The 19,071-nt window shown below is 61.8% G+C and carries 18 protein-coding genes; 5 read left to right on the top strand and 13 right to left on the bottom strand.

What is annotated here, in order from left to right; all coding sequences use genetic code 11:
• Positions 1–39: 39 nt before the first annotated feature.
• A complete protein-coding gene (locus tag BUR28_RS07715) occupies positions 40–912 on the bottom strand; it encodes a DUF6920 family protein (protein ID WP_074219596.1) in 873 nt (290 codons plus the stop codon).
• Positions 909–1,562: a TetR/AcrR family transcriptional regulator gene (locus BUR28_RS07710; protein ID WP_139307523.1), complete on the bottom strand. Its 654-nt coding sequence runs from the start codon at positions 1,560–1,562 to the stop codon at positions 909–911. The genes BUR28_RS07715 and BUR28_RS07710 overlap by 4 nt, the downstream gene beginning before the upstream one ends.
• Positions 1,563–1,918: 356 nt before the next feature.
• On the opposite strand from BUR28_RS07710, the gene BUR28_RS07705 reads away from it, so the two are divergent.
• The 4 genes from BUR28_RS07705 to BUR28_RS07690 all read left to right on the top strand — a co-directional run bounded on the left by BUR28_RS07705 (position 1,919) and on the right by BUR28_RS07690 (position 6,156).
• Complete coding sequence (locus tag BUR28_RS07705; protein WP_083626511.1) at positions 1,919–3,271, top strand: CoA transferase; 1,353 nt, start codon at positions 1,919–1,921, stop codon at positions 3,269–3,271.
• A gap of 86 nt (positions 3,272–3,357) precedes the next feature.
• Complete coding sequence (locus tag BUR28_RS07700; protein ID WP_074221556.1) at positions 3,358–4,122, top strand: pyridoxine 5'-phosphate synthase; 765 nt, start codon at positions 3,358–3,360, stop codon at positions 4,120–4,122.
• Between the two features lie 98 nt (positions 4,123–4,220).
• Positions 4,221–5,489, top strand: a complete 1,269-nt coding sequence (locus tag BUR28_RS07695; RefSeq protein ID WP_254813706.1) for an aminotransferase-like domain-containing protein — start codon at positions 4,221–4,223, stop codon at positions 5,487–5,489.
• A gap of 40 nt (positions 5,490–5,529) precedes the next feature.
• The gene (locus tag BUR28_RS07690) at positions 5,530–6,156 is read left to right on the top strand and encodes a GNAT family N-acetyltransferase (protein WP_074219592.1); all 627 of its coding nucleotides are present in this window, start codon (positions 5,530–5,532) and stop codon (positions 6,154–6,156) included.
• Between the two features lie 103 nt (positions 6,157–6,259).
• Here the strand turns inward: BUR28_RS07690 and BUR28_RS07685 are convergent, their stop codons facing one another.
• The 7 genes from BUR28_RS07685 to BUR28_RS07650 form a co-directional block, all read right to left on the bottom strand.
• A complete protein-coding gene (locus tag BUR28_RS07685) occupies positions 6,260–7,138 on the bottom strand; it encodes a 3-hydroxybutyryl-CoA dehydrogenase (RefSeq protein WP_074219591.1) in 879 nt (292 codons plus the stop codon).
• A 28-nt stretch (positions 7,139–7,166) separates the two neighbouring features.
• On the bottom strand, positions 7,167–7,712 hold the full coding sequence (locus BUR28_RS07680) for a cob(I)yrinic acid a,c-diamide adenosyltransferase (protein ID WP_254813705.1): 546 nt from the start codon (positions 7,710–7,712) through the stop codon (positions 7,167–7,169).
• A gap of 25 nt (positions 7,713–7,737) precedes the next feature.
• On the bottom strand, positions 7,738–8,778 hold the full coding sequence (locus BUR28_RS07675; RefSeq protein WP_074219589.1) for a gamma carbonic anhydrase family protein: 1,041 nt from the start codon (positions 8,776–8,778) through the stop codon (positions 7,738–7,740).
• A 283-nt stretch (positions 8,779–9,061) separates the two neighbouring features.
• Positions 9,062–10,753, bottom strand: a complete 1,692-nt coding sequence (locus BUR28_RS07665; protein ID WP_074219587.1) for a methylmalonyl-CoA mutase family protein — start codon at positions 10,751–10,753, stop codon at positions 9,062–9,064.
• Positions 10,746–11,717 (bottom strand): methylmalonyl Co-A mutase-associated GTPase MeaB, encoded by a 972-nt coding sequence (meaB, locus tag BUR28_RS07660; protein ID WP_074219586.1) that lies wholly within the window; start codon positions 11,715–11,717, stop codon positions 10,746–10,748. The genes BUR28_RS07665 and meaB overlap by 8 nt, the downstream gene beginning before the upstream one ends.
• Positions 11,717–13,162 (bottom strand): phenylacetate--CoA ligase family protein, encoded by a 1,446-nt coding sequence (locus BUR28_RS07655; RefSeq protein ID WP_074219585.1) that lies wholly within the window; start codon positions 13,160–13,162, stop codon positions 11,717–11,719. Before BUR28_RS07655 ends, meaB begins: the two co-directional genes overlap by 1 nt.
• Complete coding sequence (locus BUR28_RS07650; protein WP_074219584.1) at positions 13,162–13,569, bottom strand: cobalamin B12-binding domain-containing protein; 408 nt, start codon at positions 13,567–13,569, stop codon at positions 13,162–13,164. The genes BUR28_RS07655 and BUR28_RS07650 overlap by 1 nt, the downstream gene beginning before the upstream one ends.
• A gap of 127 nt (positions 13,570–13,696) precedes the next feature.
• Between BUR28_RS07650 and BUR28_RS07645 the strand changes: the two genes are divergently transcribed.
• Entirely contained in the window at positions 13,697–14,359 is a 663-nt protein-coding gene (locus BUR28_RS07645) for a GntR family transcriptional regulator (protein WP_074219583.1), read from the top strand.
• 629 nt (positions 14,360–14,988) lie between these two features.
• Here the strand turns inward: BUR28_RS07645 and BUR28_RS07640 are convergent.
• The 4 genes from BUR28_RS07640 to BUR28_RS07625 all read right to left on the bottom strand — a co-directional run bounded on the left by BUR28_RS07640 (position 14,989) and on the right by BUR28_RS07625 (position 18,968).
• Positions 14,989–16,178 (bottom strand): IS3 family transposase gene (locus BUR28_RS07640; protein WP_139307446.1). Its coding sequence is split into 2 segments (ribosomal slippage): positions 14,989–15,926 and positions 15,926–16,178, totalling 1,191 coding nucleotides; the frame shifts between segments, so codons are not numbered across the junction.
• Entirely contained in the window at positions 16,123–16,857 is a 735-nt protein-coding gene (locus BUR28_RS19345) for a hypothetical protein (RefSeq protein WP_139307522.1), read from the bottom strand. Before BUR28_RS19345 ends, BUR28_RS07640 begins: the two co-directional genes overlap by 56 nt.
• Entirely contained in the window at positions 16,850–17,974 is a 1,125-nt protein-coding gene (locus BUR28_RS07630; RefSeq protein ID WP_074219582.1) for an AAA family ATPase, read from the bottom strand. The genes BUR28_RS19345 and BUR28_RS07630 overlap by 8 nt, the downstream gene beginning before the upstream one ends.
• A 316-nt stretch (positions 17,975–18,290) precedes the next feature.
• Entirely contained in the window at positions 18,291–18,968 is a 678-nt protein-coding gene (locus BUR28_RS07625) for an XRE family transcriptional regulator (protein WP_074219581.1), read from the bottom strand.
• Between the last annotated feature and the right edge of the window lie 103 nt (positions 18,969–19,071).

The following is a 19,071-nucleotide window of genomic DNA, read 5'->3' as shown; positions in this document are numbered from 1 at the left end:
GGCGTATCGCCCGCAGATCGGGTGGCGCGGTTGCCGAATTCAGCTGTCGCCTGCGCCGAGATCATCCACGACGAAGTCGATATTCGTGATGCGCCCCGTCCAGAACGGATATCGGACACCATCCGCCATCCTGGAGACTTCGAAGCTCATTGGGATCCGTACTCCATCCACGAGGCGATAATCGCCGCGCGATACGTGTTCGCCGGACCCGTGATAGGGGGTGGTGAGGTCTCCGTCCTGCTCTGCATGCAAACTCACGAGAGCGCCGCGTGCGTCGAAGGTCGCAACGAGACTTGCGCTGTAGCCATGAGCTTCGACGACCGCGCGCGCTTCATCGTCATCGATCGCCTCCCAGCGAACGAGACCGCCGGGCAGAAGCGCATAAGGGTTCACCGGCGTTTCAAGAAGCCATCGACGCAGCGATATACGGTCGAGCGCCGGCGAACTCGTTTCGTGCATGACAGAGACGGTCGACAGGAGGCGGGCCCCCATCTCCATCTGGCCGTCAATGAAAGCGTCATAGGCCTTTGCCCAGATCGGCCCCCAGAGCGGAGTGTCAGCAGAAAAAACGAGGTCAGGAGCCGCGGTGGCGATCACCTGCCGTGCAGTTGTCGGCTGAAAGCCTTCCGTCTGTGGTCGCCGGAAATCGCCAGCCTGCTCGAATGTCACCCACCTCGGCGCCGCTCCGACCCCGTCGGGAAACACGAAAGCAAAATAGCGCTGCACTGGCGCAGGCAGTTCAGCGAGCGCATCGCCCGACACCGCCGCAGCGGCCGGCGGCGCCGTCTCCATCACGGTGGCCTCGAATTCGCCGATTTCCGCCTCGGTGGCATGCGTCGAGTAAGCCACATAGCCAGCGGTCCCTAGAAGGATCGCTGCCGTAGCGACAAGCGCCGTCGTCTTCAACTTCATCTTTTGGGTCCTTCGGTTTTGCTGGGCACCGATATCGGAATGCCAAGGCGTCCCGCGTCCTCGCTCCGGATCAGAGCCATGGCGAGATCCACGCAGCGATGGGCGTCACGCCAGGCATCGGCTCTTTGTCCTTCGGCGCTGTCGAGAGCGAGCAGAGCCGCGCCATGAACCATTGACCAAAGCATGCGCGCCACCTCTTCTGGCGCATGCTCCGTGGCATAGCCCTCGGCCTGACAGGCCGCGACGCCGCGCGCGAGCGCGGTCAATGCCGGATGGGAGACGGCTTCGGTCGCTTCTTCCGACTTCGGAGTTCTGCAGTAGATCAGTCGATAGATCGCCGGCGCACGCGCGGCGTTATCAAGATACGCATGGCCGCCGTCCGCGAGGTTCTCGAGGGCGCTTTTCGTCGGGCGTTCGTAGCGTCGCTTCTTTCCGGCGGTTTGCCGCTCCAGCACTGTTTGCCGAACAGTGTCGAGCAAGTCGTCCTTGTCTGCGAAATGCGCATAAAGCGCCGGCGCCGAACAGCCAATCATCCGCGCGACTTCGGCCATCGATAGATCGGGCGACTCCCGCTGGGTCAGCAACGAGATCGCGGCATCGATCGCAAGCAGCCTGAGATCCCGGGCATCCTGCTTTCTCGGTCGCGCCATCAGGACCACCTCTCGTGATGCGTCCTGGCGCCGGGAACGAAGAGGCTGGATCGGATGAGGGCTGCCATGTTGACTCCAAAACTTATGAGTCGTAAATTAATGGCGTTAAATAAAGGAGTCAAGGAGGATGAGCTTCGCTCAGGCGGGGCCGCTGACCCGCACCGTCCCACAGCAGCGTTTCATGTGCAGAGGGCTTGAGCTCTGAAAGCCCAGGCGCCGAGCATCGCTTTCACGCCGGTGGGGTGGTCGCCTGATCGGTTCGACGGATTCTGCACGGCTGCAGTTTTATTCTGCGAAGAACGGTATTTCGGAGCAGGTGAGCAAATGGCTTATCGGGCTCATGCGATTATCAGGCCATGTCCAAGCCATTGAAACTCGGGGGCTCCTCAATGCGCGGCACGATTGACAACCAGATCGATACAGCTCTGGGGCGCAGCTTCGCTCCCGATGTGGCCCTCCGCACGGCGTCGCCTGCAAGTCTGCCCGCGTGGTTTGCGGTCTCCGACCTCGCCGTCGCGAGCGTGGGCGCTGCAGCCCGTGAGCTGGCCGGTATGCTTGGCCTCCGCGACGTGGGGATCGATGTCCGTCGGACCCTCATCTGGTTCGGCATGACCCTCCGCCCGGACGGATGGGCCGTTCCGGACGCATGGGACCCGATCGCCGGCGACTACGAGGCGCAAGACGGCTGGGTGAAGCTGCACACCAATGCGCCGCACCACCGGGACGCGGCCTTGTCGGTTCTGGGCTGCGCTGCGGAACGGGACGCGGTCGGCGAGGCGGTCCGGGGGTGGCGAAAATCGGACCTCGAGGACGCGGTCGTGGCCGCCGGCGGCGCTGCCGCGGCCATGCATAGCCTGTCGGAATGGGCGGAGCATCCGCAAGGCATCGCGGTTTCCAAAGAACCCGTGATCGCCTGGCGCACGAAAAGCAGCGGAGTGGCCCCGAAGGATCTCGACGGCTTGCGCGTCCTCGACCTGACACGCGTCCTCGCGGGACCGGTCGCAACCCGCTTCCTGGCGGGCTTCGGCGCCAGTGTGCTCCGGATCGATCCGCCTGGGTGGAGCGAGCCGGGCCTCGAGCCCGAGGTGACGCTCGGCAAGAAGCTGGCCGGCCTTGACCTGCGCCGGTCGGATGATCGGACGACGTTCGAGGGCCTGCTCGGACAAGCGGATGTGCTGGTGCATGGCTATCGGCCCGGCGCGCTGGCCGGGCTCGGCTATGACGGGGATCGGCTACGTGCGCTTGCGCCGGACATGATCGAGGTCGCGCTCGATGCCTATGGCTGGTCCGGCCCGTGGGCGGGTCGGCGGGGGTTTGACAGCCTGGTGCAGATGAGCAGCGGGATCGCCGACGCCGGCATGGCGCGATCCGGAGCGGAGCGTCCTGTGCCATTGCCGGTGCAGGCGCTGGATCACGCGACAGGCTACCTGATGGCGGCTGCTGCCTTGCGTGCGCTGAGGATCTTGCGCGATCGCGGAGATGTCGTCTCGGCTCGCCTGTCTCTTGCTCGCACCGCACAGCTTCTGGTCTCCGCCGGCCCGACGGACCCGCTCGAAGACATGGCGCCCATCGAGGACGGCGATCTGGTCTCCGAGGCCACCGGCTGGGGGCCAGCACGACGGGTTCGGTTTCCCGTGGTCATCGGTGGCCGACAGCCCCGTTGGCCGCATCCGGCACGCCCATTGCGTACGGACCCTGCTGGCTGGTGAACGTGCCTCAACATCACAAACCAAGGCGCGAAACGGATGCGCCCTCAAGCCGCGAGAGAGCGCGGCAGGGTGGAGACGAAATGCTCATGAAGACCAGACTGTCGGTGAACCTCAACGCCGTCGCCTATCTCCGCAACCGGCGCGCCGTGCCGTGGCCGAACCTTCTCGAGGTGGCACGCGCCGTTCTTGATGCCGGGGCACATGGGATCACCGTCCATCCAAGACCCGACCAGCGGCATATCCGGTTTTCGGACGTGCGCGACCTTTCGGCCCTGATCGCTTCGGACTACCCGCATGCGGAATTCAACGTAGAGGGCTATCCCACACGCGAGTTCATCGAACTCGCGCTGTCCGTCAAGGCGCACCAGGTCACACTCGTACCGGACAGCCCGGACCAGCCGACCTCGGACCACGGCTGGGACTTCGACGAACACGGAGCCATGCTGGCGACCGTTGTGCGCGACTTGCAGCATCATGGGCTACGGGTCGCCTTGTTTGTCGATCCGATGGCGGACGCGCCGATGTCAGCGTGGCAGACCGGTGCGGAGCGGATCGAACTCTACACCGGTCCGTATGGCGGCGCATCCGATCCCCGTTCGGCAGATCGCGCGTTGAGCGACCTCGTCGCAACCGCCGAAGCCGCGCGCATGACGGGGCACAACCAGGCTGGCGATCGACCGGCCCTCCAGATGAACGCCGGTCACGACCTGACCGCCGACAACTTGCCGCCGCTCAGACACGCGATCCCCGATCTGGCAGAGGTCTCGATCGGGCATGGTCTGACGGCGGATGCACTGCTGATCGGCTTCCCGGCCGCAGTCCGGCGCTGCCTCGCTGCATTGGAGGGCTGAAGCATGTTGCCGGTCCGTGGGTTTTTATTTCGAAAACACAGATGCGACCCCGAAGAGGGGAGCCTGCAAGAAAGCCAGTCAATGGCGAGGGGTGACAAATGAAGGGAGAGAAAGCCGCGTGGGCGCCTCGTTACGCCGATGGCATGCAGGATTTCCAGGCTTCCGAAATCAGGGAACTCCTGAAGCTCATCGAGCAGCCGGGCGTGATCTCATTCGCCGGCGGCATCCCCGATCCGGCGCTCTTTCCGACCGGCCTGATCCAGCAGGCGTATGACGCAATCCTCGGAGACCGTGAGGAGGCGCGCCGAGCGCTCCAGTATTCCGTGAGCGAAGGGGACCCGGATCTGCGCGCCTGGATCGTGGAGCACATGCGCGCGAAGGGCGTTCCCTGCGACCCCGAGAACATCCTGATCACCAGCGGCTCGCAGCAGGCGCTCGAATTCCTCGGCAGGCTTTTCGTGTCGCCCGGCGACAGGGTCGCAGTCACTGCACCGACCTATCTGGGCGCGTTGCAGGCTTTCGCGCCAAACCGGCCCACATACGCAACGCTGCGCATCTCGGACAATGGACGCGTCGAACTGGACGACGGAGAAGAAAGAGCGGCCGGGCGCCGCGACGCCTTCGCCTATGTGGTTCCCGACTTCGCCAATCCCACCGGCGAAACCTTGGGCGAGGAGGCGCGTCGCGGTATCCTCGCGCTGGCGGCCGCGCGTGACATGCCGGTGATTGAGGACAGTCCCTACGAGGTTCTCCGCTTCGACGGGATCGCCGAGGCGCCGATGCTTGCCCTCGACGCAGGGGATGCGGGCGGCATCGACGCCTCGCGCGTCGTCTACTGCGGGTCGTTCTCCAAGATCTTCACGCCGGGTCTCAGGGTCGGCTGGGTTTGCGCCGCGCGCGAGATCGTCAGCCGGCTGACGCTCATCAAGCAGAGCAGCGACCTGAACTCCCCGGCCATCAATCAGCGCGTGATGCTCCACCTCGCAAGAACGATCTATGATGCACAGGCCGAGCGTGCACGGAATGTCTACCGGGAGAAGCGCGACGCCATGCTCTCCCGCATTGGAGACGCCCTCCCGTCCGGCAGTCGGTGGACCCGGCCTGATGGCGGCATGTTCGTCTGGGTCGAGCTGCCCGGGGGCATCGACACGAAAGAGCTGCTCGTGCACGCGGTCGCCGATCACGGCGTCGCCTTCGTGCCGGGCCGGGCCTTCTTCGCCGACGGGTCCGGGGGCAACACGCTTCGGCTCAGCTATACGCTGCCGAGCCTTCAGGACATCGAGATCGGCCTTGGCCGGCTTGCCGACGCCTTCGCATCATCCGGGGCGCAGCGTGAGACAAGCCAGGTCATGCTGGATGCAAGGTGAGGCGCGGATGGGGGAACGCGCATTCCCGTCATGCTGGCCCATGCCCGCGCGACAGGTTCTGCAAGGTCGGTGGTGCCGGCTCGAACCGCTCGATCCCGAACGGCATGGCGACGATCTCTATGACGCGGTGGCCGGACCCCACGCTGCGCGGCTGCACAGGTATCTCGCCGATCCGATCCCGACCTCTCGCGCTGACTTTGACACATGGCTCGTTCCGAAAGCAGCATCCGGCGACCCGATGTTCTTTGCGGTCATCGACCAACGCTCCGGGCGCACGGAGGGACGGCAGAGCCTGATGGACATCGTCCCGCAACATGGCACGGCCGAGATCGGCCACATCCTTTGGGGGCCACGGATCGCGCGCAGTCGCGTGGCGACCGAAGCATTCTTCCTGTTGGCCGACCACATCATGAGCGACCTGCGCTACCGCCGGTGGCAGTGGCGCTGCAACGCGCGCAACGAACCCTCCCGACGTGCGGCGCTTCGGTTTGGTTTCACGTTCGAGGGGATCTTTCGCAACCACATGGTCGTCAAGGGCGAGAACAGGGATACGGCCTGGTACTCGATCACGGACGAGGAATGGCCGGCGATCCGTGCACGGTTCGCGGCCTGGCTCGATCCGGCCAATTTCGATGCTGATGGCGGACAACGCACCGCTCTCAGATAGCCATGCTCAACGCCTTGCAACGACGCGAAGCTGTGGCAGAGCGTCACCGCCAGTGCCGCCGTGTGAAACGACATCCTGAGGGCCGCAAAACCCTCGGCTTGAGTCACCGTGTGGGAACCGGTCCGGAATCCGGATCACGGTAATCGTAGAAACCGCGCCTTGCCTTTCTGCCCAGCCACCCGGCCTCAACATATTTGACCAGTAACGGGCAAGGCCGGTATTTTGTATCTCCCAAGCCATCATTCAGAACATTCATGATGGCGAGGCAGGTATCCAGTCCGATGAAATCCGCCAGTTCCAGCGGGCCCATTGCGTGGTTTGCGCCAAGGCGCATGGAAACATCGATCGACGTGACATTCCCGACTCCCTCATACAGTGCATAGACCGCTTCGTTGATCATTGGGATCAGAATCCGGTTCACGATGAAAGCGGGGTAGTCTTCCGACGTGCTGGCCGTCTTACCCAGCCGTTCCACGACACCGGCGATGCTTCTGAAAGTTGCCGCGTCCGTCGCGATGCCCCGGATCAACTCGACCAGCTGCATGACCGGGACCGGGTTCATGAAATGGAGCCCCATGAACCGTTCCGGGCGATCGGTCATCGCGGCCAGGCGAGTGATGGACAGTGACGACGTATTGGTCGTGAGCAACGTTTGCTCGGCCAGAAGAGGTGTCAGGTCGGTAAAAATCTTGCGTTTGATCGTTTCGTTTTCTGTTGCGCTTTCGACCACCAGTTCGGTCGCGCCAATCTCCTCCAGCGATCCGGAAAGGCGCAGGTGAGAAAGGGCCGCGTCAGCCTCGGTCCGGGTCATGCGACCCTTATCGACTGTGCGATCCAAGGTTCGCGCTATCCGGTCGTATCCCGCTTTCAATTGGGTGTCGGACACATCGTGCAGGATCACGTCGTATCCAGCTTGAACGAAGACCTGCGCGATGCCGGATCCCATCTGACCGGCGCCAATGACCCCAACATTCATGCTCATCACCGGTGTGTTCCTCGGTTGACGAGCATCAGGCCAAACTCTTTCCAGCTTCCCAGTATTGCTCGCCACTTCCATCAGAGGCACCGACTGTGCGGGCCATTATGAACAAAAGATCAGAGAGACGATTGAGATACGCCAGCCCAAATGCTCCGGGCTGCGGATCACAGTCGAGCTGCGAAAGTAACCGTCGTTCGGCCCGCCGACAGGTGGTGCGCGCAACATGGAAAGCGCCCACCGCAGGAGATCCACCCGGCAGGATGAACTCCTTCAAGGCCGGCAATTTCGCGTTTAGGCGTTCCGCGCTGGCCTCAATCCGATCGATATGCGCCTTGGTCAACAGGTCCGCGCCTGGAAGTGACAGGGCGCCACCCAAGTCGAACAGGTCATGCTGCGCCAGAACCAGCATGTTCCGGATGTCCTCCATGTCCTCAGACCCAGCGATGAGGCTGCGCGCAAAACCGATCTGGCTGTTCAGTTCGTCGATGGTGCCGATGGCTTCCATCCGTGGCGTGTCTTTGTCCACCCGAGACCCGTCGGACAATCCGGTCTTTCCGGCATCGCCCGTGCGCGTCACGATTCTAGAAAGTCGGTTCCCCATTTCAGTCCTCCGCAGGCTGGGTCAAAGGTCTGTGTGGCGACGCGCGGAAGCTGTCCGCGTAGTTGCGGTAGACCGAAAGGATATCCGCAGTCATTTTGCGTTTGTGCTCGTCCATTTGAGCGATCGGGCGCGCCGGGCGACCTGCCCAGACTTGGCCAGCGGTCAGTCGCTGGCCCGGTTCTGTATGGGTGCCGGCGGCGACGAGAACTTCGCTTTCGACAATCGTTCCTGGGGCGATCAACGATCCGATGCCGATCAGGCTGCTGGACCCGATGTTGCAGTCGGATATGGTCACGTTGTGACCGATGGTGACATCCGGGCCGACCAAGATATCGGCCGCATCGCAAGATAGAATGCTGTTGTCCTGAACGTTGGTGCCATCGCCGATGACAATCCGATGCGCGCCTGCGTCGAGGCGGCAGCCATACCAGACGCCCACGCCTTCACCGACCGAAACCGTTCCGCGCACCCGGGCGGAGGGGGCGACGAAGCAGTCGAGGCGGGGCTGGGGCCAGTGATCGCCCGGGTCGTCCTTTGCTCCAGCATTGCGGATCTTCTGGTGAAAACCTTCCAGTTCCGGTGGGGAAACGCGGGCGACCGGTTTGGCGGGGCTGCCAGAATAGAGCCAGCCGCCTTCCAATTCACTTCGTGGAAAAACCACAGAGCCGGCTGAAATCACGGCGCCAGCGCCAATGCGCGAACCATCGAGAATTACGGCCTCGCGTTCGACAACGCAGCCATCTCCCAACGTGCACGCGTGTATCACCGCTCCTTTTCCGGCTGTCACACGGTCGCCGATATGAGTGGGGTAAATGTCATGAGCGATATGCACGGTCGCGTGTTCGCCGAGATGAAAGTCCTCGCCAATCCGGACATAGTGCCCGTCGGCCCGGATCACGGACCAAGCCCCAAGCCAAGCGGCGGCGCCCAGCGTCGTACGTCCCAGAACAACGGCACCTTCCCCGGCAAAGGCCGGAGCGCCCTTCAGATCGGGGGAGTTTCCGTCATAGTCGGCGCGCAAAGGGGCGAGGTAATCAGCCATCCGTCTTCTTTCTTTTCATGTAGCGGGCTGCCTTGCGGTGTTCTTCTGCCGCCATCGCGTCCGTCGTTGCGCGCGGCAACTTGTGGAAAATTGACAGGCAGCACCGAAGGTCGTCGTTGGGAACGGCTGCGCCCATCGCCCGAGCGAGAAAGAGTCGGCGCAGGGCGAGCTTCCCGTGGCCCAGTTTGACGCTGTGCTGTAGCAGTTCGACTGCTGCATCTCGGTCGCCTTCTCTAACTCGTTGTGACAGGGCCTTGGCCTTCTTTCGAAGTTGCCCCATCGATCAGAAGACCGGAGTTTCCCGATAGACGCCCCAGATGCCTTTCAGTTTCTCGACGATGTCGCCCATTGTCGCCCCTTGCTTCACCAATTCGATCGTGACCGGCATAACGTTCTGGCTATCGTCCTTGGCAACCTCGACAAGCTGGTCCAGAAGGGCTTGCACCTTGGCTTCGTCGCGGTTCGCGCGAACCGATTGGGTGCGGTCGATCTGACGCTTGGCGGTGGTTTCGTCGTAGGGATGGACCTCAATCTTGACGTCGCTTTCGTCCAGAACGTAGCGGTTCACGCCGATGACCGGCTTTTCGCCCGACTGCTTTCGCAGCGCGGTTTCATAGGCGAAGTCCGCGATGTGCTTTTGGAACCAACCTTCTTCGATCAGCTTGATGGTGCCGCCGCGCTCTTCGACTTCGTCCAGGATCTCGAAGATCTTCTTCTCGTAGTCGTTGGTCAGGCTTTCCACGAAATAGGAACCACCCAACGGATCGACGACCTGCGTCACCCCGGTTTCATCGGCGATTACTTGTTGTGTGCGGAGCGCTAAGTACATGGCGTGTTCAGTGGGGATGGCGAAGGCTTCGTCGTAGCCGTTGGTATGCAACGACTGTGCGCCGCCAAGAACGGCAGCCAACGCCTGTGTCGTGGTTCTCATAACGTTGACCATGTACTGCGGCTTGGTCAGCGAAGCGGCCGCCGTCTGGCAATGGAAGCGCAGGCGCATGGATTCCGGCTTCTTGGCGCCGAACCGCTCTTTCATGATCTTGGCGTAGCAGCGACGGAGCGCTCGAAATTTGGCGATCTCTTCGAAGAAATCCGCCTGGCAGACAAAGAAAAAGGCAAGGCGCGGAGCGAAATCGTCCACATCGACGCCGGTTTTCAGAACTTCATCAACATAGACGATGAGGTTCGCCAGCGTGAACGCCGCCTCGTGGATCGGCGAAGAACCCGCCTCAGAAATGTGGTAACCGGATATGTTTATCGGGTTATAGCGCTTCATCGTTTTGGTGGTGTAGCCGATGATATCGCGCACGATCCGAACCGAGGGAGCGATCGGATAGATATACTCCTTCTGCGCCATATACTCCTTTAGAATATCGGCCTGGACAGTGCCGGAGACCTTGTTGAGGTCGTAGCCGCGTTCTTCACACAGCGCGATGTACATCGCGAGCAGGATCCATGCGGTCGGGTTGATCGTCAGGGAAACCGAGATTTTCTCGAGGTCGATCCCTTCGAGAAGAGCCCGCATGTCGGCGAGCGTGTCGATGGCCACGCCCTCGCGACCAACTTCTCCGTCGGACATGGGGTGGTCGCTGTCGTAGCCCATCAGGGTCGGCATGTCGAAATCGGTCGAAATGCCGGTCTGCCCTTGTTCGATCAGAAACTTGAACCGCTTGTTGGTGTCCTCTCCCGTACCGAACCCCGCGATCTGCCGCATCGTCCAGTTCCGGCCACGATACATGGTCGGATAGGGGCCTCGGGTGAAGGGATACCGCCCGGGCAGGCCAATGTCCTCGGCAGGGGTGTCGGCGATGTCGGCAGCAGTGTATGTGCGTTTCACCGGGAAATCGCCAAGCGTGTAGTACTGTTCTTTCGTCTCCGGCGCGCGGGCGATGAAGTTGGCGACTTCGTTCTCTTCCCAGGCCTCCACGGTTGCCCTGATGTCTTCGGGAGTGGATTGGCTGATGGTCTTAGACATGGTTGGTCTCCCTGGAGAATTGTTTCACGATCGCGCTGGCCGCCGCGTAGGGATCGGTCTGTCGCGAGGCAACGCGCGGTCCTTGAGTGCCAAATTCACCCTCGTCGCGAAGCCGCTCGAGCATGAGGGTCTCTGCCGCCTTCTGAAGGCGGAAGGTCGAGATCTGCGCCCGGCGCTCTGCCCCAGCGGGGCCATCGAGGCTTTGCAGGTGCTTGTCGAAGGTTGCGACCAGCTCGTCGAAACCGTCGCCGTCAACCGAGGAGGTTCCGATGACTGGCGGCAGCCAGCCCCGGGTCAACGCCCCGCTGATCCCATCTTTCAGCATCATCTTCAGATCGGTGAGGGTTCGGTTGGCGTCCGATCTGTCGCATTTCGAGACGACATGGATATCAGCGATTTCGAGGATACCTGCCTTGATCGCCTGTATCTCGTCGCCGAGGCCGGGGGCAGAGACGACGACTGTGGTGTGCGAGGACTTGGCAATTTCCACCTCGTCCTGGCCAACGCCGACCGTCTCGATGATGATCTTGTCGAAGCCTGCGAGGTCGAGGATGTCCACCACGTCGAGCGCCGCATGGGCCATGCCGCCGACCGCGCCGCGCGTAGCCATTGACCGGATGAAGACATTCGGGTCCAGCACGAGGTCGGACATCCGAATGCGGTCGCCAAGGATCGAGCCACCTGAATAAGGGCTGGACGGGTCGATCGCGACGACGGCAACTTTCAGGTCGTCACCGCGCAACCGTCTCACCAGTTTTCCGACCAGGGTGGACTTGCCCGAGCCGGGCACGCCGGTGATCCCGATCACATGCGCTCGGCCGGCGCGCTTGTAGATCTGGCCGATGGCCTCGCGCACTTCCGGCACTCCAACCTCGGCACGGCTGATCAACCGGGCGATAGCCCAGGTTTCCCCAGCAGCAGCGGGCGCGATCAGATCAGGCGACGGAATGTACCGCCGGGCCATCAGGAGGACACCTTCAGGTGACGGGCCTGCATCTCAATAAAGGCCTGCCGGTCATCGACGACGCGCTTGGCCTTGAAGTCGGTCCGCAGATGAGTGTTTGGCGCGACGATCTCGATCACTGAGCGCAGGCCCAGCATGTTGTGCAGCTGCGTGGCAACGGTTGCGTGGAAGGCTTTTTGGCTGTCCTCGCCGCGTGCCCAGCCCTCGCCGTCTTGCTCGACCGAAATCAGCATTTCGTCCATCGTACCCTCGCGGGTGATGAAGATGCGATGTTCGCCGCCGTAACCAGAAAGCTGGCTCAGTGCTGCCTCGATCTCGGACGGATAGACGTTCTCGCCCCGGATGGTGATCATGTCGTCGATCCGACCGATGATGCCCATGGGTAGCTGCGGATATGTCCGGCCGCAGGGAGTGGCATCGTTGGTCCACACTGTGAGATCGCCGGATTCCAGCCGGATCATTGGCTGCGAAGTCCGTTCAAGATGGGTGTAGACTGGCGTGCCGCGCTGCCCGTAGGGAACGCGATGGTGCGTTTTTGGATCGCAGACTTCGGTATAGACGATGTCCTGCCAGCACATCATGCCCGGGGTTTGCTCGGACCCGGCGACGTGCATCCAGGGCGTCATTTCGCCCATGGAGCCACTGTCATAAACCTTGGCGCCGTACAGATCTTCGATGCGCTCACGGATCGAGGGGATTGACGCACCCGGCTCGCCCGAGAAGAACATGAATTTCAGACCGAACTTGCGCGGATCACGCCCGTCCCTGATGGCGGTCTCGGCGAGGTGGATGGCGTAGGTCGGGGTGCCGTAGAAGCCGGCAGGCTTCAAAATGTCCAGCCACTGGGCGCAGCGCGAGGACATGCCAGCCGCTCCGGCACCGAAAGGAAACGCTTTGGCGCCAAGACGCTCGGCCCCAGCTAAGGCTCCCCAACTGCCCATGTAGAGCGAGAAGATGGCGGCCACACAGATAGTGTCGCCCGGGCGCATGCCCATTGCCCACATGATCCGCGCATGGGCGTTGGCGATGGAGCGCCAGTCGTTTTGTGAAACGCCAAATGCGGTCGGCCGACCGGTGGTGCCACTGGTGCCGTGGACGTGGAAGACTTCACTTTCCGGCACACAGAGGTAATCGCCGAAAGGTGGATGGGCCTCCTGGGCTGCTCGAAGATCACCCTTCTTGACCACCGGCACGCGGGACTCGAAGTCCTCAAGCGATTTCAGTTGAGAGGGGTGGAATCCGCTTTCTTCCCATTTCTTGCGATAGAAGGGCGCATGTTCGTAGGCATAAGCGCAGACCTCTTGCAGGCGCTTCAGGATCGCTGCCTCACGGTCTGCCGCGTGCATGGTTTCGCGATGCGGAAACCAACATCTGCTGCCCGGATCCGGCGAATAGTTTTCGTCATAGCGCGGAGGCCATGACCAGTACTCCATGCCCGCGGCCATCAGCGCGCACCCCGCGCCTCGACGAGGCTCGTCAGAGTATCGATGATCTGCTGCGGTGGCGTGTCCTGCAAAAGTACTTCGGCAACGCCCATCCTCTTGAGTTCGGCGACGTCCTCATCGGGCATGACGCCGCCGGCGACGATGATCATGTCTTCGACATTCTTTTCCTTCAGCAGCGCGAAAATTTTGGGGAAGACCGTCATTTGGACGCCGGACAGCAGGCTGACGCCGAGAATATCGACGTCTTCCTGCACGGCGGCCGTGACGACCTCCTCTGGCGTCCTGTGCAGCCCGGTGTAGACGACGTCCATGCCGCCATCGCGCAGCGTGCGTGCGACAACCTTGACGCCGCGGTCATGGCCGTCGAGGCCAACTTTCGCGAGCAAAACCCGGATCGGTGCCGACATGATCTCTCCCTTCGCGTCCCGTATGTGAAATTTCGTATACGAAATACGAACGGTTGCGATGTGTCAACACTGAGCTTATGGTGGGGGTGAGGGAGGTCCGGATGACGACTTGCCAAAGAGGCGCGGTATGGAAGCACTTACCCAAAAGAAAACGCTGGTAGAGCAGGCCTACGATGCGCTCCTCGAAGCGATTTGCTCGGGCGACATAAAGGCGGGTGAGCGGCTGAACCAAGATGAATTGGCAGAGCGCCTGCAAGTCTCGCGCCAGCCGGTGAACAGCGCGATTGCCATGCTCAAGGCCCAGCGATTCGTGCAGGACACAGGCAAGCGTGGGGTTGTCGTTGCCCCCATCGACCAAACGCTGTTCGACTCAATCTACCAGTTCCGGACTGCCGTCGAACCTTTGGCTGTCCACCTGGCCACAACCCGCATGACGAAAGAGGCGATTTCGCTTGGTCGGGAGATCATTGCCCGCGGAAAAAGCCACGTTCAAAATGGCGATCAAGCATCAGCCCTGCGCGCCGATATGGACTTTCACAACCTGATCTACAACTTGAGCGGCAACATCATCGTCGCTGACACAATGAACCTGAACTGGCGCCACCTGCAACGCGCGATGAGCGAGGTTCTGAGTGTGCCGGGAACCACACTGCGGGTGTGGAAGGAACACGATCAGATTTTCTCAGAGATGGTGCGCGGCGACGACAAGCGCGCCGCCAAATTGATGCGCGAGCATATGGAGCACGCGGCGCCGAAGTCCCTGAAACTTGTCCTATCGCCAGAAGACTGAAGCGACATCGGCGTTCATGACAGAACCTGCGCGGAGCGCGAAGGTGTTGAAGCCGCGTGGCGTCGATCGCGTCTTTCGCATGTGAACGCGGTGCAATCATCCCAGCCGCTCTTGGCCGTACCGGAGTCCTATCACCTGCCTTGACCAACGTGGCTAGTGGCTTGCAGCGAAGTGAGAAGATCACGATTGCTCATATATTCAATGAGTTAGAGGTGGAGAACGTCCGATCCCAGTCGCGTCCCCTCCGCCACTTGCCCCCGCGAAAGCGTTCTCCCAATCCGGCTGCGGCCGGATTTTTCCGTTGTTTTCGAGGGTTATGTGGGTGGGGCTGAGCACCGGTGCCGGCGCCGGGGGGCTCGGAAGCGGTCTCTCAGCGCCGATATTCTCCGGACCTCATGACTGCGCGAATTAAGTGAATTTCTTGTAAGCAGTTACAATACAGTGTCTTTTTCGAGATCGCGGTTGAGCACTTCGATGCCAGTGGCGTTCGTCAAGAAGGAACAGAAATCGAACTCATCGCAGCGCGACGAGTACCTTGGGTACCGACAGGCGGACAAGGTACCTTGAGATGCTCCGCCGCGCGCGTCCCGCTTCCCGGTTGTGGCACCGCTTGACCTGCCACTGATCTTTCATCCAGCCGCGACCGGAGCCCGGTTGGTGTTTACGCCAAATGGCGCGGGTTGAGCAATCGCCCGACGCGCGGAGCTCTCATCTCGCGCAGCGGGTCGGGCGATTGCGGTGGTCAGGGTCTGCGCGTAGTCAGCCGGGGTCTGATAGCCCAAGGCCGAATGGGGGCGCTCGGTGTTGTAGTCGGCGACCCAGGCGGCGATCAGGTCGCGGGCATGGGCGAGGTTACGAAACAGCGTCTCGTTCAAGAACTCGTCCCGCATCCGGCCGTTGAAGCTCTCGACAAAGCCATTCTGCATCGGCTTGCCCGGCGCGATGTAGTGCCATTCGATCCGGTTCTCGGCGCACCACTTCAGGATCGCGTTCGAGGTCAGTTCCGTCCCGTTGTCCGACACGATCATTCCCGGCTTGCCGCGACGTTCGATCAGCGCCGTCAGCTCCCGCGCGACGCGCCGGCCGGAGATCGACGTGTCCGGGATCGCGGCGAGGCATTCGCGCGTGACGTCATCGACGATGTTCAGCACCCGGAACCGCCGCCCGCACGCGAACTGGTCATGGACGAAATCCAGTGACCAACGGGCATTTGCGCGCGCCTCGACCAGGATCGGGGCGCGGGTGCCGATGGCCTTGCGCCGCGCGCGCCGCTTGCGGACGGTCAGCCCTTCCTCGCGGTAAAGCCGGTAGATACGGTTGATCCCCGAGGGCTCGCCCTCCCGCCGGAGCAGGACGAAGAGCCGCCGGTAGCCGAACCGCCGACGCTCGTTGGCAAGCTCCCGCAATCGGCCGCGCAGTTCCGTGTCGGGTGCGCGTTGCGACCGGTAGCGGATCGTCTTCCGATCCGCGCCGGCAATCTGGCACGCCCGTCGTTCCGACAGCCCGAACCGGGCCTTCAGATGCGCGACCGCCTCGCGCTTCACGACGGGCGTCACCACTTTTTTGAAACCAGCTCGCGCATCGCGGCCAGATCCAGCATCTGCTCCGCCAGCAGCTTCTTCAACTTGGCGTTCTCGTCCTCGAGCGCCTTCAGCCGTTTGGCCTCTGACACCGTCATGCCGCCGTATTTGGCTTTCCAGTTGTAGAACGTCCCCTCCGACATGCCGTGCTTGCGGCACAGATCGGCACACTTCGCCCCGGCCTCATGCTCGGCCAGGATGCCGATAATCTGCTCTTCGCTGTATCTCGTTCGCTTCATTGTCCGTCCCCTCATTGGGTCGGACTCTAATCGCAGGTGGAGGAAAAATCCCGTGGCAGGTCACTTCTAGCAGCGGCGGCGGGGACGAGATGGCTTGGTCACGCAGTCCTGCCACCTTCTGGATTAAATCTTCTCCTGCCTCCCTGCTTCGCAGCGGCATGAGCCAGGTGATGAAGGCACGGCCGTCTTCGGTTTCGGGGGCAGCGTCCCACAAGGTGCTCAGTTCCCGACCGCCGCGTGCATTCTCTTCGCTGAAGAACCCCGCGCTTTGCACCCGCGAGATGTCTACTAGTTCCTTCACCCGCGTGGTGCGCTCGATTTGCACCGCTAGCCTTGTCAACTGATCGACTTGGAATTCGACGAGATAGCCCAAGCGATGCGGGGTGATAAGGCGCGCACCATGGATCGGATGGAAAAGGTCATCGGGCGTATAGGACGGCGCAAGGGAATCTTCGAACATGGCGGCGTACACAACGACTTGACCGCTGAAGCTCGGTTGATTGGCTGCGGTCTCAGCCATGGTTCTGAAGGCTTGAGCCAAAGCCTTTCGCTGCTCATCCAGCCGGTTGCGAATAATGCTATCGGCGGACTTTCCGCCGCCGGTTACGCGCTTGGGCTTCGGGTCTTGCGTGAATCGCAAAACTGGATTCAGGAGGGGGCGCCGCGGAGAGTCAGCCATCCTTCACCTCTTTCAGATACTTGTTCACCATTTGACGGCTCACCCCAACGATCCGAGCAATCTCAGCTTGGCTGATCCCGCCCTTGTCACTGAGAAAACTACTCAAGGTTCTCTTGGCTTGAGCGTCCAAATCATCATTGCCGATCAAGCGCGCGCTGCCCGATGTTGATCCCGAGACGGCCAGCAGAATTTTGGCCAGGGCCGGTTCCGTCCCCGACAGAATGGCGCGCCGCCGCGCTGCCAAGCCGATGTTCTCGATATCAGCGCCGTTGAGCCCATCCGAAACCTGCGCGAGCAGCGCGGCTTCATCTCGGCGCTTCTCGTCACCTTCGTAGAGAAAATGCAGCCATAGACTTTCACGCACGTCGCGGTCAGGCAGATCGATCTCTGCCTTGTACGGGAAGCGCCGCCAGATTGCGGGATCAAGAAGGTGAGGATGGTTGGTGGCTGCGATGGTGACAACATCATCGGTCAGCGAATCCAAGCCTTGAAGCACGGTGTTAACTACGCGCTTCAGTTCACCTAGCTCGTGGCGATCATCTCTGACTTTGGCAATCGCATCCATCTCGTCGAGGAAGAGCACTGCCTTCTTCGCAGGTACATACTCGAACACGCCTCGAATATTCTTGGCGGTTTCTCCAAGGCGGGACGAGATGAGGGAATCGAGCCGGGCAACGTAAATTGGTCTGCCGAGCGACGCTGCTACATGCCCTGCGAGAAGGCTTTTCCCGGTTCCCGGCGGACCGTATAGGAGCAACCCAAGCCGAGCTGAGACACCTTTTTCGCTGAGGAGGTCGATATGCTTTGCATCGTCAATGAACTGTGAGATCGTCGCGCCGGGCTCGCCGTTGAGCATGATCGGTGTTGTTGGCCACTCGCCTTCATCAATTAACGGCAGACGTGACGCCCCATCGCGCGGGAGAGCTTCCGCATAGCCCGATGCTTGCAGCGGCACTCCGCGCTTCCGCAAGATCGCTTGAATGGCCTTCGCACCTTCTTGGTCGTTCTGAAAGGCGAGCTGACGAGCAATGGCGTTTCCCGCGCGTCGCACGGCCGTGTAGTCCGCGGACATCGCGGCTTCGATGAGCTCAGTTATGGTCGTCTTGTCAACTTGCATGTGCTCTTATCCTGCCTTCTTGCGATCATGCGTCAACCAATAAGGCAAAAATGTCAACCCCTAGCGCATCATCAATGTGAGTTTTTGAGGTTGGCGTCAACGCAGGCAGCCTTCGGCGGCCATGCCATCGGCAAGCTGCCAAGTCCTCATGGAGCGTGGTATCCGCCCCGGCAACATTTGCATGCTGCGCAGTCAAGCCGCGTGCGGGCGCAAGGCGCGTTCAAAAGGTCGTTGTGTCACCATCGGAGCAACCCCTCGAACCAGCGGCAACTGCGCCAGCGCGGGATCGTCGTCGACCTCTCTGAACGCGATCACCTCAGATCTCCCGCGCGAACCAACGGATGCGGCCGACGATGTGGATCTCGTCGGCCGTTCGCTCGTATGGGCTGTAGAAGCCATTATCCGAGATGACGCGGACTGCTGGCGGGTCGCTGTTCGGGATGTGCTCGAGCCGCTTGGCCACCAGTCCCATGCCATCGTCCAGCACGAAGATGCCGGGCGGGTTCGGCGCACGCCGCGCCATGTCGACGAGCACCGTGTCGCCGTCGAGTAGCGTGGGTGCCATGCTGTCGCCTTCCACATGCATGATCCGCAGCTGAGAGGGGCTGGCCTTTAGGCTGTGCCGGATCCAGGACCGGCGGAAGTGGTAGGCGCGGCCGGCGGGATCGTCGTGCTCCTGTACCACGGCACCACCGCCCATCGACGGGCGCGGGCTCGCATGCGCGATCGACACGAAAGCTTCGTCCGGGTTCTCGATGAAAGGCGGCGTGCCCTCGACATCGCCGATCCCGTGGATCAGCCAGTCGCGGTCGACTTTCAGCACGCGAGCGACCTCTGCAAGCCGGTCGATGCCGGGGCGGGATGATCGTCCGCGCAGGATGTCGTAGACGAAGGATCGATTCACGCCGGCCATCTCGGCGACGTGGGCGGGGCTGAGGCCGAGCTGGTTGGCCCGGGCCCTGAGACGGTCGGCAAGCGTGTGATGCTCGTTCATGTTTCCCCACCCATCTGTGGATGAAATAGGATAAAATCGGATTGATCGGCGGCCGTCAAGCGAATAAGAACAGAAGGTAAACATTGGGCATGGGAATCGGAGG

This window comes from Rhodovulum sp. ES.010 (assembly GCF_900142935.1).
Lineage (GTDB): Bacteria > Pseudomonadota > Alphaproteobacteria > Rhodobacterales > Rhodobacteraceae > Rhodovulum.
This window is presented reverse-complemented; position numbering and strand designations above follow the sequence as displayed.